We start from the raw sequence: 12,486 nt of genomic DNA, 5'->3' as shown, positions 1-12,486 counted from the left end.
CGAGGAGAGGGCCGGTACCACGGTGACCACCACGTACGATTTCTGGCTCGCCGGCCGCCGGGCGAGCGGCGACGCCGACTTCGAGGTGCACAACAGCTGGGACGGCCGTCTGGTCGGCAAGGTGAGCATCCCGACCGAGGCGCAGGTCGAGGAAGCGCTGGACGCCGCCGTCGCCGCGCTGCCGGTGTTCGCCGCGACCCCGGCGCACGTGCGCGCGGCCGCGCTGGACCACGTGGCCAAGCGCCTGGCCGAACGCTCCGAGGAGATCGCCCGGCTGATCACCGCCGAGAACGGCAAGCCGATCAAGTGGGCCCGCGGCGAGGTCGGCCGTGCCGTCTCCGTGTTCCGCTGGGCCGCCGAGGAGGCCCGCCGTACCAACGGCGAGACGATGCGGCTGGACACCGACCCGGGCGGCGTGGGCCGTTTCGCGGTGGTGCGCCGCTTCCCGCGCGGCGTCGTGCTGGGCATCGCCCCGTTCAACTTCCCGCTGAACCTGGTCGCCCACAAGGTCGCCCCGGCGATCGCGGTCGGCGCCCCGATCATCCTGAAGCCGGCTCCGGCCACGCCGCTGTCGGCGCTGGTGCTGGGCGAGATCCTGGCCGAGACCGAGCTGCCGGCCGGTTCGTGGAGCGTTCTGACGGTGCCGAACGACCGGATGCCGGCGCTGGTGCAGGACAAGCGCCTGCCGGTGATCTCGTTCACCGGTTCGGACAAGGTCGGCTACCAGATCATGGACTCGGTGCCGCGCAAGCACTGCACCCTGGAGCTGGGCGGCAACGCCGCGGCCGTGGTGCTCGCGGACTGGTCCTCGGACGCCGACCTGGACTGGGCGGCCACCCGGATCGCGATGTTCGCCAACTACCAGGGCGGCCAGTCCTGCATCTCGGTGCAGCGGGTGATCGCCGACGCGTCGGTGTACGACGCGCTGGTGGAGAAGGTCGTGGCCAAGGTGAAGGCCCAGGTCACGGGTGACCCGAACGACGACGCGACGGACGTCGGCCCGCTGGTGGACGAGAACGCCGCGAAGCGCGTGGAGTCCTGGGTGGACGACGCGGTCGCCAAGGGCGCCAAGGTGCTGGCCGGCGGTACCCGCGAGGGCGCGACCTACGCCCCGACCGTGCTGGCCGAGCTGCCGGCCGACGCGATCCTGGCCACGGCCGAGGCGTTCGGCCCGGTCCTGTCGCTGCACCGGGTGGACGGTACGGACGAGGCGTTCGCGGCCGTCAACGACTCGCCGTTCGGCCTGCAGGCGGGTGTGTTCACGCACGACCTGCGGACCGCCTTCCGCGCCCACCGGGAGCTGGAGGTCGGCGGTGTGATCATCGGCGACGCGCCGTCCTACCGCGCCGACCAGATGCCGTACGGCGGCGTCAAGGACTCCGGCGTGGGTCGCGAGGGCGTCAAGTACGCGATGGCCGACTACACCGTCGAGAAGGTCATGGTCCTCACCGGCCTCGACCTCTGATCCGACTCGTGCGTGGGGCCCGGTTCGAGTGAACCGGGCCCTTCGTGTTGACGGGGACGGGAGTCAGCCGTCGTGGCCGGCCGCGGCGGCGACGGACTCCTCGACCGTGGCGTTCCCGGCGACCAGCTCCAGGGTCTGCCCGGCGGTGCCGGGTTCGCGCAGCAGGGCGGCCAGGACGGCGGCGACGTCGGCCCGGTCCACCGCGCCGCGCCCGACGGCGGGGGCGAGCCGGACCAGGCCGGTGCCGGGGCCGTCGGTGAGCCGCCCGGGCCGCAGCACCGTCCAGTCGAGCGCCGTGCGGGCCCGGACGGCGTCGTCGGCGGCGCCCTTGGCCCGCAGGTAGGTCTCGAAGACCGGGTCGGCGGGGTGGTGGGCCGCGGCGTCGGCGCCCATCGAGGAGATCATCAGGTAGCGCCGGACGCCGGCGAGTTCGGCGGCGTCGGCGAGCAGGACGGCGGCGTCGCGGTCGACGGTGTTCTTGCGGGCGGCGCCGCTGCCCGGTCCGGCGCCGGCGGCGAAGACCACGGCGTCGGCGCCGGCGAGCAGCTGGGCCAGTTGCGGGGCGGTGGTGGATTCCAGGTCGAGCAGCAGCGGTTCGGCTCCGGCGTCCACCAGGTCATGGGCCTGTTCGGGGCGGCGGATGATCCCGGCCGGGCGGTCGCCGCGTTCGGCGAGCAGCCGTTCGAGCTTCAGCGCGATCTGTCCGTGGCCCCCGGCGATGACGGTACGCATGGCTCCGACGGTAGCCCGGGGCGCACGGCGGCGTCCTGCCGAGCGGCGCCCGGGGAGGGCCCGGGTCGGACGCGGGCGGCTCCGGGTCCGGCACGAGGACGGCTCCGGGCAGGACACAATGGGCGCATGACTTCGCTCGCCCATCCGCAGCTGCGTTTCACGCCCACCGTGCAGGACCCTTCCGGCCCCCGGGAGCTGGTGATCCTCGGTTCCACCGGATCGATCGGCACCCAGGCCATCGACGTGGTGCTCCGCAACCCGGACCGGTTCCGGGTGGTCGCCCTGTCGGCGGCCGGCGGCCGGGTGGAGCTGCTCGCCGAGCAGGCGGTGCGGCTGGGCGTCCACACGGTGGCGATCGCCGATCCGGCGGCCGAGCCGGCGCTGCGCGAGGCGCTGGCGGCGAAGGCGGCGGGTCGTCCGCTGCCGGCGGTGCTGGTGGGTCCGGACGCGGCGACCGAGCTGGCGGCGTCGGAGTGCCACTCGGTGCTGAACGGCATCACCGGGTCGATCGGGCTCCGGCCGACGCTGGCCGCGCTGCGGGCCGGCCGGGTGCTGGTGCTGGCCAACAAGGAGTCGCTGATCGTCGGCGGTCCGCTGGTGAAGGCGCTGGCGAAGCCGGGGCAGATCGTGCCGGTGGACTCCGAGCACACCGCGATCTTCCAGGCGCTGGCCGGCGGAACCCGGGCCGAGGTCCGCAAGCTGGTGGTGACCGCGAGCGGTGGCCCGTTCCGCGGCCGCACCCGTGAGCAGCTGGCCGGCGTGACGGCGGCCGACGCGCTGGCGCACCCGACCTGGGCCATGGGCCCGGTCATCACGATCAACTCCGCCACCCTGGTCAACAAGGGCCTGGAGGTGATCGAGGCGCACCTGCTGTACGACGTGCCGTTCGACCGGATCGAGGTCGTGGTCCATCCGCAGTCGGTGGTGCACTCGATGGTGGAGTTCACCGACGGTTCGACACTGGCGCAGGCCAGCCCGCCGGACATGCGGATGCCGATCTCGCTGGGTCTGGGCTGGCCGGACCGGGTGCCGGACGCCGCGCCCGGCTGCGACTGGACCAAGGCCGCCACCTGGGAGTTCTTCCCGCTGGACAACGACGCCTTCCCGGCGGTCGAGCTGGCCCGCGAGGTGGGCTCGCTGGGCGGGACCTTCCCGGCGGTGTTCAACGCGGCCAACGAGGAGTGCGTGGAGGCTTTCCTGAAGGGCCGCCTCGCCTTCACGGGAATCGTGGACACTGTTGCCAAGGTCGTGGCCGAGCACGGCAACGGGCCGGCGACCGCGGGAACTTCCCTGACCGTCGAGGACGTCCTGCAGGCGGAGGACTGGGCTCGCGCCCGCGCGCGCGAGCTGGCGTCGGGCTGACGGCCCCGGTCGCGACAGGACGAGACGATGAGCGGAGCGGCATGACGGAGGGCCAGCGGTGGCAACGGTTTTGACGGTGGTCGGCATCCTGGTCTTCGTGGTCGGGCTGCTCATCTCGATCGCCTGGCACGAGCTCGGCCACCTCTCCACGGCCAAGCTGTTCGGCATCCGGGTGCCGCAGTACATGGTCGGCTTCGGCCCGACCCTGTGGTCGCGCCGCAAGGGCGAGACCGAGTACGGCATCAAGGCGATCCCGTTCGGCGGGTACATCCGGATGATCGGGATGTTCCCGCCGGGCGAGGACGGCCGGATCACCAAGCGCAGCAGCTCGCCCTGGCGGACCATGATCGAGGACGCCCGGGAGGCCTCCTACGAGGAGCTCCAGGAGGGTGACGAGCACCGGCTCTTCTACACGCGCAAGCCGTGGAAGCGCGTCATCGTCATGTTCGCCGGGCCGTTCATGAACCTGATCCTGGCCTTCGGCCTGTTCCTCACGGTCATGATGGGCTTCGGCGTCTCGATGAACGTGCCGACGGTCAGCACCGTCGCCCAGTGCATCGTCAAGGCGGGCCAGCCCACCGACAACTGCCCGGCGGGCGCCCCGCAGACCCCGGCCGCCCAGGCCGGACTGAAGCCCGGCGACAAGATCCTCTCCTTCGACGGCGACCGGATCAGCACCTACGACCAGCTCCAGGCGGACATCCGCAGGTCGGCCGGCCGGACCGTGCACGTCGTGGTCGATCGGGACGGCCGGCAGCTGACCCTCGAACCGACCATCGCGGTCAACGACGTCCAGAAGTACGACGGCAACGACATCCCGATCAAGGGCCAGACCGTCCAGGCCGGTTTCCTCGGTTTCACCCCGGCGAGTGGTGTCGTCCAGCTCGGTTTCGGGCAGTCCCTCGACCGGATGTACGGCATGACCGAGAACGGGGTGAAGTCGCTGATCGCCCTGCCCGGCAAGATTCCGGGGCTGTGGAACGCCGTCGTCGGCGACGCCCCGCGCGATCCGGACTCGCCGATCGGGATGGTCGGCGCCGCCCGGGTGAGCGGCGAGGTCTTCTCGCTCGACATCCCGGGCACCCAGCGGATCGCGTTCTTCGTGAACCTGCTGGCCGGCATCAACCTGTCGCTCTTCCTGTTCAACATGCTGCCGCTGCTCCCGCTGGACGGCGGCCACGTCGCAGGAGCCGTCTGGGAGTCGATCCGACGCCGCTTCGCGCAGCTGTTCAACCGGCCCGACCCGGGCCCGTTCGACGTCGCCCGCCTCATGCCCCTGGCGTACGTCGTGGCGAGCATCTTCATCGGCTTCACCCTGCTCGTGCTGGTCGCCGACCTGGTGAACCCGGTCAAGATCAGTTAGGGGAGTCGACAACCACCCCGTAGCGCGTTCGGGTACGGCGGGTGTGCTGGGCCCGACCACCGTGCCGTACCGTGGAGGCCGGGTGCGCGATCGTTGCGCGCCCGGCCCCGGCCGTCCCAGCGGCCGGGCGGTCGACCACACCTCAACCCCGGGGAACCCTGCGCACATGACCGCGATCTCGCTCGGTATTCCGTCCCTGCCGCTCAAGCCGCTTTCCAAGCGTCGTTACTCCCGGCAGATCATGGTCGGTAACGTCCCGGTCGGCGGTGACGCCCCCGTCTCGGTGCAGTCGATGACGACCACCGTGACCTCGGACATCAACGCCACGCTCCAGCAGATCGCGCAGCTCACCGCCTCCGGCTGCCAGATCGTCCGGGTCGCCGTCCCCTCCCAGGACGACGCCGACGCGCTGCCGATCATCGCGAAGAAGTCGCAGATCCCGGTCATCGCCGACATCCACTTCCAGCCGAAGTACGTCTTCGCCGCGATCGACGCCGGCTGCGCCGCGGTCCGCGTCAACCCGGGCAATATCAAGGCGTTCGACGACAAGGTCGGCGAGATCGCCAAGGCCGCCAGGGACGCCGGCGTGCCGATCCGGATCGGCGTCAACGCCGGCTCGCTCGACAAGCGCCTGCTGGAGAAGTACGGCAAGGCCACCCCCGAGGCACTGGTCGAGTCCGCGCTCTGGGAGTGCTCGCTGTTCGAGGAGCACGACTTCCGCGACATCAAGATCTCGGTCAAGCACAACGACCCGGTCGTGATGATCCAGGCCTACCGCCAGCTCGCCGCCGCCTGCGACTACCCGCTGCACCTCGGCGTCACCGAGGCCGGCCCGGCGTTCCAGGGCACCGTCAAGTCCGCGGTCGCCTTCGGCGCGCTGCTCTCCGAGGGCATCGGCGACACCATCCGGGTCTCGCTCTCCGCCCCGCCGGCCGAGGAGATCAAGGTCGGCAACCAGATCCTGGAGTCCCTGGGCCTGCGCCAGCGCGGCCTGGAGATCGTCTCCTGCCCGTCCTGCGGCCGCGCCCAGGTCGACGTCTACAAGCTCGCCGAGGAGGTCACCGCCGGCCTGGAGGGCATGGAGGTGCCGCTGCGCGTCGCCGTCATGGGCTGCGTCGTCAACGGCCCGGGCGAGGCCCGCGAGGCCGACCTCGGCGTCGCCTCCGGCAACGGCAAGGGCCAGATCTTCGTCAAGGGCGAGGTCATCAAGACCGTCCCCGAGTCGAAGATCGTCGAGACCCTGATCGAGGAGGCCCTCAAGCTCGCCGAGCAGATGCAGGAGCAGGGCGTCGAGGCCGGCTCGCCCACCGTCGTCGCCGCCGAGTGACCTCGTAGTGCCCGCGCGGAGCCGCCGCGCGACGTTTTCCGGAAGCGGGGCCGTCCGTTCGTGGACGGCCCCGCGGCCGTAGCCGGGTGGGGCCACGGAGTAGGGTGCGGCCAGAGTCGTCTCAGTGAGGTGCTGTCTCGATGCTCGATCGAGGTGTGATGCTCCCCAGCTCTTTCCAGGCCGCGCGCGCCCTGGCCACCACCCGCGTGCTGGAGCCCCCCGACCTCGCCGACGCCCTGGAGATCCTCCACCGGGACCCGGTCGCCAACGCCTTCGTCGCCACCCGCGTCGAGTCCGTCGGCCTCGATCCCTGGCGGCTCGGCGGCGAGATGTGGGGCTGGTGCGACGAGGACGGCGACCTCGACGCGCTCTGCTACGCCGGCGCCAACCTCGTCCTGGTCAACGCCGGGCCGCAGGCCGTCCAGGCCTTCGCCGAACGGGCCCGCCGGCAGGGCCGCCGCTGCTCCTCCATCGTCGGGCCGGCCGAGCCCACCGCCGCCTTCTGGGCACTCCTGGAACGCAGTTGGGGGCCGGCCCGCGAGGTCCGCGCCCATCAGCCGCTGCTCGCCACCACCGCCCCCTCCGCCGAGATCGCCCCCGACCCGCTGGTCCGGCGGGTCCTGCGGAACGAGATCGAGACCCTGATGCCCGCCTGCGTGGCGATGTTCACCGAGGAGGTCGGGGTCTCGCCGCTGGCCGGCGACGGTGGACTGCTGTACCAGGCCCGGGTCGCCGAACTCGTCTCCACCGGGCGGTCGTTCGCGCGGTTCGGGGACGACGGTGCGGTGGTGTTCAAGGCGGAGATCGGGGCCGTCACCGAGGGCGCGTGCCAGATCCAGGGGGTCTGGGTCGCGCCCGAGCACCGGGGGCAGGGGATCTCCGAGACCGGGATGGCGGCCGTCCTCGACATCGCGCTGCGGGAGGTCGCCCCGGTCGTCTCGCTCTACGTCAACGACTTCAACCTCCGCGCCCGGGCCGCGTATCGGCGGGTGGGGTTCCGCGAGGTCGGGGCGTTCATGAGTGTGCTGTTCTGACCGTCGGGTCGCGATGGCCGGCGAGCTTCGGGCGGCCTCGTGTTGCGGTGGCCGTCGTGCTGCTGTGGTCGGTTTCGATCTCCGCCCACACCCGGTGCCCACGGGTAGTAACGTCCGGGACATGGATCAGCTGACCGGGGTGACGATCGAGGACATCGACCTCGCGGCCTGGGCGCCGCAGGCGCTCGATGTCCAGGCGGTGGCGTTCGGGTTGACGCCCGAGGAGGTCGCGGTACGGCTGCACATCGTCGGCCGGCACGCCCAGCAGCCCGGGGTGATCGCCCTCGGTGCGATGAGCGGCGGACGGCTGGTCGGCTTCGGCTACGGCATGCCCAACCAGCGCGAGCACTGGTGGAGCACCGTCATCGAGCCCTACCTGGTGGCCCGCGGGTACGGGGACTGGCTGGACGGCGTGTTCGCCATCACCGAGCTGCACGTGCTGCCCGAGTACCAGGGCCAGGGCATCGGCTCCCGGCTCATCCGCACCCTCTGCGAGCGCTCGGGGCTCGACCGCAGCATCCTGTCCGCGATCGACGCCGAGACACCGGCCCGGCGGCTCTACCGGTCCCTCGGGTACCAGGACCTCGCCCGGGCGGTGCACTTCCCGGCCACCGACCGCCTCTACGCGGTGATGGGCGCCCGGCTGCCGTTGCGAAGGCCCGGTTCGGTTCAGACGGCTCCGGCGAACTCCAGGTAGAGCTCCGCGTCCTCCCTGCGGCCCGCGGCCAGGGCGCGCAGGCCCAGGTCGACGGCGCGGAACAGGGTCCAGCCGCGCAGCCGCTCCTGGTCGACGTCCAGCGCGTCGGCGAGCTGCTGGAGCCGGCGGCGGACGGCCGCTGGCGCGCCCGGGGAGCCGACCAGGGTGTCCGCCCGGTCTAGCGCCAGCCGGGCCAGGTCGAAGGCCCGCTCACCGGCCAGCGGGCGCGGGTCGATCGCCAGCCAGGGCGCGCGGTCGGCGGCGAGCACGTTGCCGTGGTGGAAGTCGCCGTGGAGAAGGAAGGTCTCGTCGGCGGAGGCGGTCAGGGCGTCCGCGGTCTCCAGGGCCTCGGCAACCAGGGCCCCGGCCTCGGCCTCGGCTGCCGGGGGGAGGTCGTGGCGCTCGCGGAGGCGGGTGGCGGTTGTCGCGACGCGGTCGGCGAGGGTGGGGAACGGGTGCCCCTCGGGCAGAGCCACCCAGAGCCGGTGCAGCAGGCTCGTCGCCTCCAGCATCGCCTTCGCCTCGGCGAGGGACCGAAGCGGGATGTCCCCGTGGAGGCGTTCCAGCAGCAGCGCCCCCTCGGCCGGGACGGCGTCCAGGAGGAGGACGGCGCCGCGGCCTGCCCAGTGCGAGAGCGCGGCGTGCTCCAGGGCGGTTTCCGGGGTGACCAGGCCGGCCTTGAGGACGGCGGGGGAGAGGTCGTCCCGGTGGACGTACCCGATCAGGCTCAGGCTGCCGCCCGGGTCGAGCACCCGCTCCAGGGTGAGATCCCAGCGCTCCAGGTACCCGGCCACCCGGGCGGGCAGGTCGGCCAGCCACTGCCGCCCCGCGTCGCCCTCGCTCGCGGCGACACTGTGCGACAGCCACTCGGGGACGGTGATCTGCGCTGCTGCTCCCGACATGCCGGCCTTCCGGTTGGTGCTCCCCCGTTGGTACTACCCGTCCATTGTCGGGCAAGGGGGCGCAAGCGCAGGTCGGTGACGCGGGGGTGGGTGCGAGGGTGGGCGCCCGCCGGGTTGAGTCAGGGGGTTGAGGTCGGGGTCGGCGCGGTGCTGGGGCCGGGGTCGGGGAGGCCGGGGAAGGCTGTGGGGGCGGCGCCCCAGCGGTGGGCGCGCAGGGCGGCTTCGCGGAGGGCGTCGGCGGCGGTGGCTCGCTGGGGGCCGGGGACGGCGGCGACCACGTCGGCGTAGACGGTGGTGAGCCGGGTTTCGATGTGGGCGGCGAGTCGGGCGGCGCCGGCTGCGTCGGTGATGGGGAACGGCAGTTGGTAGCCGCCGGCGGCGGCGACGGGGGTGGCGCCCGATCCGGCGAGGAGGCGTTGCCAGGCGTCCCGGCGGGCCTGGTGGGCGGCGTAGGCCGTGCGGGCGTCGGCGCGCTGCTGGTCCTCGGGGAGCTTGGCGCCGACCACTCCGTAGCCGTAGATGGCGGCGTGTTCGGCGCTCAGTGCGCCCTGGAGGGCGGTGAGTGCCTCGTTGCCGAGGGCCGGCCCGGTGGCGGAGGCGGTCGGGCTTTCCGACGGTGAGTCGGCGGGGGCGGCCGGGGGAGTGGTGTCGCCGAGGGCGGTGGCGTGCAGGGCGCCGGAGGCGGAGACGGCGGCGAGCAGCCGGGCCAGTTCGGGTGAGGCGACGACCAGGTCGGCGAGGTGGGCCTGCGCGGTCTGGTGTTCGAGGGCTGCCAGTGCGGCCTGCGTGGTGACGGCAGGGGCGGTCGGGGACGCGGAGGGCGAGGGCGTGCCGGAGGCGGACGACGGGGTGCCGGAGGCGGAGGGCGTGGGGAGCCCGGTCGCCAGCGCTGCCCGGTGCTGGGCCACCTCGGCCCGCAGCGGCTGGAGCTGTGCCGCCTGCCCGGCGCCCGGGCCGGCGAGCAGGGCGTCGTATCCGGCGAGCAGGGTGTCGGTGGCGGCGACCGCGCGGAGACGGAGCGGCTCGTCCGGGTCGGGGCGGCGGTCGTCGGGGCCGTCCCGGTCGGGGTCGTCGTGCGTGTCGGTGCAGGCGGTGAGGGTGCCGCCGGCGGTGAGGAGGAGTCCGAGGGCCAGGAAGGTCCGTCGGCTGGGCGGCTGCATCGGTGTCACTCCGGGGCGTGTACGGGAGGACGGCCTCCCCGCCTGCCCTCGTTGGCGTGAATGATTACAGAATCCCCACGTTTTCGGGCGGGGATCGGGGGTGGGAGGTCTTGCACGCAGGGGTGTGACCTTGCTCGCAGTGGGTGTCGCGCGGCCGGTGGGGGGTGGTCCGGAATCGGTGGTTCGCGGCATCACCGGCTAGGCTTTGGGCCGAGCTGCCGTGACCCGGTGTGCGCCGGACCGGCGCCGGGGGTGCGGAGCGACCTTCTGACAACAGCAGACGCGGCCGAGGAGTCCACCCGGATGAGCACCACCCACACCGACCGGCTGCGCGCGTTGCTGGAGCCGCTGGCCGTGCAGGCAGGCCTGGATCTGGAGGACGTCAGGATCACCCAGGCGGGCAGCCGCCGCCAGGTGCAGATCGACGTCGACACCGAGGGCGGCGTGGACATGGACACCATCGCCGAGTTCAGCCGGGTGGTCGGCGAGGCCTTGGACGAGTCGGACCTGATGGGCGACGGCGCGTACCTGCTGGAGGTCGGTTCCCCGGGGGCGGAGCGTCCGCTGGTCCTGCCCCGGCACTGGCAACGCGCGGAGGGCCGGCTGGCCAAGATCCACCTGGTGGACGGCGGGGAGATCGTCGCCCGGGTGCTGTCGGCGGACGAGGACGGCGCGCTGGTCGAGGTGCAGCCGGTGAAGGGCCGCGGCCGCCCGAAGGAGCGCCGTCTGGAGTACTCCGAGGTGGCCCGGGCGCGCGTCCAGGTCGAGTTCAACCGCAAGGACGACGAGCTCCTCGACGAGGCCCCCGACTTCGACGACGCCTCCGAGGAGGGGGACGACGGTGCGGAGTGACACCCGCCCGTTCCGGACCATGATGAACGTGACGAAAGACGAGGAGGCGTAGCCGTGGACATCGACATGAGTGCCCTGCGCACGCTGGTCAACGAGAAGAACATCCCCTTCGACCTGCTGGTCGAGTCGATCGAGTCCGCCCTCCTCACCGCGTACCACCGCACCGAGGGCTCGCGCCGTCGCGCCCGGGTGCACCTGGACCGCAAGACCGGCCACGTCACCGTGTGGGCGATGGAGGACCCGGCGGAGCTGGAGGAGGGTGTCGAGCCGAAGGAGTTCGACGACACCCCGAACGGCTTCGGCCGGATCGCGTCCAGCATCGGCATCCAGGTCATGATGCAGCGCCTGCGCGACGCCGCCGACGACCAGACCTTCGGCGAGTACGCGGGCAAGGAGGGCGACATCGTCACCGGTGTCGTCCAGCAGGGCAACGACCCGAAGAACGTGCTGGTGGACATCGGCAAGCTGGAGGCCATCCTGCCGCCGCAGGAGCAGGTCCCGGGCGAGGACTACCGGCACGGCACCCGGCTGAAGTGCTACGTGGTGGCGGTGCGCCGCGGTGTCCGCGGGGCCTCGGTGACGCTGTCGCGAACGCACCCGAGCCTGGTGAAGAAGCTGTTCGCGCTGGAGGTCCCGGAGATCGCGGACGGCAGCGTGGAGATCGCCGCGATCGCCCGCGAGGCCGGCCACCGCACCAAGATCGCGGTCTGGTCGCGACGGGCCGGGCTGAACGCCAAGGGCGCCTGCATCGGCCCGATGGGCTCGCGGGTGCGCGCGGTGATGGGCGAGCTGCACGGCGAGAAGATCGACATCGTCGACTGGTCGGAGGACCCCCGGGAGATGGTCGCCGCGGCGCTGTCCCCCGCGCGGGTGACGAGCGTGGAGATCGTGGACGCCGCCCAGCGCTCCGCCCGGGTGATCGTGCCCGACTACCAGTTGTCGCTGGGGATCGGCAAGGAGGGGCAGAACGCCCGCCTCGCCGCCCGGCTCACCGGCTGGCGGATCGACATCCGCCCGGACACCGAGGGGCAGTCGGAGGACGGTGGCCGGGAATAGGCGGCGGGTGGTCGGTGTTGGTCGGAGCGTCCCGGCCGGTCCCCTCGGGGCCGGTAGGGCGGCGCCATGTCCCTTCGGAGGGGTAGACTTGCCTTCGTCTGGCCGGACGCATGTCCGGGTACGCCCTGAACGCACCTGCGTGGGCTGCCGCAAGCGCGCGGCCAAGCACCAGCTGTTGCGTGTCACGGCGGTCGAGGGCGTCTGCGTCCCCGATCCCCGTGGCGCACTGCCGGGCCGGGGCGCGCACGTGCATCCCGATCCGGCCTGCCTCGACCTCGCGGTCCGCCGCCGGGCGTTCCCCCGGGCCTTCCGGCTCCAGGGCACACTCGACACGGACCGGCTCCGCGAGTACCTCGAGGAGCGGGCAGGCGACACCCCGGCGTCCTGAGTCCCTCAGGCCCGTCCGGTGGGGCCGCCCGCGACGGCCGCCGCTTCACGCGGCGGAGAACCACCGCAACAAGCACAGCGCGCGGGCAGCCGCGCGCCGTGCCACCAGTCAGGTACCTCGCGATGTGGAAGTAGGTCGAGATTGCGAT

The 12,486-nt window shown here is 72.7% G+C and carries 12 protein-coding genes; 9 read left to right on the top strand and 3 right to left on the bottom strand.

The window, feature by feature from the left end:
- Window positions 1–22 precede the first annotated feature (22 nt).
- The gene (locus F7Q99_RS08390; protein ID WP_326846431.1) at window positions 23–1,465 is read left to right on the top strand and encodes an aldehyde dehydrogenase family protein; all 1,443 of its coding nucleotides are present in this window, start codon (window positions 23–25) and stop codon (window positions 1,463–1,465) included.
- A gap of 63 nt (window positions 1,466–1,528) precedes the next feature.
- On the opposite strand, the gene F7Q99_RS08385 is transcribed toward F7Q99_RS08390, so the two are convergent.
- Entirely contained in the window at window positions 1,529–2,197 is a 669-nt protein-coding gene (locus F7Q99_RS08385) for an NAD(P)-binding oxidoreductase (RefSeq protein WP_153460718.1), read from the bottom strand.
- 126 nt (window positions 2,198–2,323) lie between these two features.
- On the opposite strand from F7Q99_RS08385, the gene dxr reads away from it, so the two are divergent.
- The 5 genes from dxr (at window position 2,324) to F7Q99_RS08360 (ending at window position 7,980) form a co-directional block, all read left to right on the top strand.
- Entirely contained in the window at window positions 2,324–3,559 is a 1,236-nt protein-coding gene (gene dxr / locus F7Q99_RS08380; protein ID WP_153460717.1) for a 1-deoxy-D-xylulose-5-phosphate reductoisomerase, read from the top strand.
- 58 nt (window positions 3,560–3,617) lie between these two features.
- On the top strand, window positions 3,618–4,922 hold the full coding sequence (locus F7Q99_RS08375; protein ID WP_326846430.1) for a M50 family metallopeptidase: 1,305 nt from the start codon (window positions 3,618–3,620) through the stop codon (window positions 4,920–4,922).
- A gap of 166 nt (window positions 4,923–5,088) precedes the next feature.
- A complete protein-coding gene (ispG, locus tag F7Q99_RS08370) occupies window positions 5,089–6,249 on the top strand; it encodes a flavodoxin-dependent (E)-4-hydroxy-3-methylbut-2-enyl-diphosphate synthase (protein ID WP_153460716.1) in 1,161 nt (386 codons plus the stop codon).
- 158 nt (window positions 6,250–6,407) lie between these two features.
- Window positions 6,408–7,283: a GNAT family N-acetyltransferase gene (locus F7Q99_RS08365; protein ID WP_153465951.1), complete on the top strand. Its 876-nt coding sequence runs from the start codon at window positions 6,408–6,410 to the stop codon at window positions 7,281–7,283.
- Between the two features lie 121 nt (window positions 7,284–7,404).
- On the top strand, window positions 7,405–7,980 hold the full coding sequence (locus tag F7Q99_RS08360; RefSeq protein ID WP_153460715.1) for a GNAT family N-acetyltransferase: 576 nt from the start codon (window positions 7,405–7,407) through the stop codon (window positions 7,978–7,980).
- Here the strand turns inward: F7Q99_RS08360 and F7Q99_RS08355 are convergent.
- Together F7Q99_RS08355 and F7Q99_RS43600 are read right to left on the bottom strand one after the other, a co-directional pair.
- A complete protein-coding gene (locus F7Q99_RS08355) occupies window positions 7,953–8,882 on the bottom strand; it encodes an aminoglycoside phosphotransferase family protein (RefSeq protein ID WP_153460714.1) in 930 nt (309 codons plus the stop codon). The two genes, F7Q99_RS08360 and F7Q99_RS08355, sit on opposite strands and share 28 nt — an antisense overlap.
- A 119-nt stretch (window positions 8,883–9,001) precedes the next feature.
- Entirely contained in the window at window positions 9,002–9,553 is a 552-nt protein-coding gene (locus F7Q99_RS43600; protein WP_153465950.1) for a ferritin-like domain-containing protein, read from the bottom strand.
- A 792-nt stretch (window positions 9,554–10,345) separates the two neighbouring features.
- On the opposite strand from F7Q99_RS43600, the gene rimP reads away from it, so the two are divergent.
- The 3 genes from rimP to F7Q99_RS08335 all read left to right on the top strand — a co-directional run bounded on the left by rimP (window position 10,346) and on the right by F7Q99_RS08335 (window position 12,338).
- On the top strand, window positions 10,346–10,894 hold the full coding sequence (rimP, locus tag F7Q99_RS08345; RefSeq protein ID WP_153460713.1) for a ribosome maturation factor RimP: 549 nt from the start codon (window positions 10,346–10,348) through the stop codon (window positions 10,892–10,894).
- 54 nt (window positions 10,895–10,948) lie between these two features.
- Window positions 10,949–11,950: a transcription termination factor NusA gene (gene nusA, locus F7Q99_RS08340; protein WP_326846429.1), complete on the top strand. Its 1,002-nt coding sequence runs from the start codon at window positions 10,949–10,951 to the stop codon at window positions 11,948–11,950.
- Between the two features lie 139 nt (window positions 11,951–12,089).
- A complete protein-coding gene (locus F7Q99_RS08335; RefSeq protein ID WP_326846428.1) occupies window positions 12,090–12,338 on the top strand; it encodes a YlxR family protein in 249 nt (82 codons plus the stop codon).
- Window positions 12,339–12,486: the final 148 nt, after the last annotated feature.

It is taken from the genome of Streptomyces kaniharaensis, assembly GCF_009569385.1.
GTDB lineage: Bacteria > Actinomycetota > Actinomycetes > Streptomycetales > Streptomycetaceae > Kitasatospora > Kitasatospora kaniharaensis.
The sequence above is the reverse complement of the archived record's forward strand: the minus strand, read 5'-3'. Positions and strand labels throughout refer to the sequence as shown.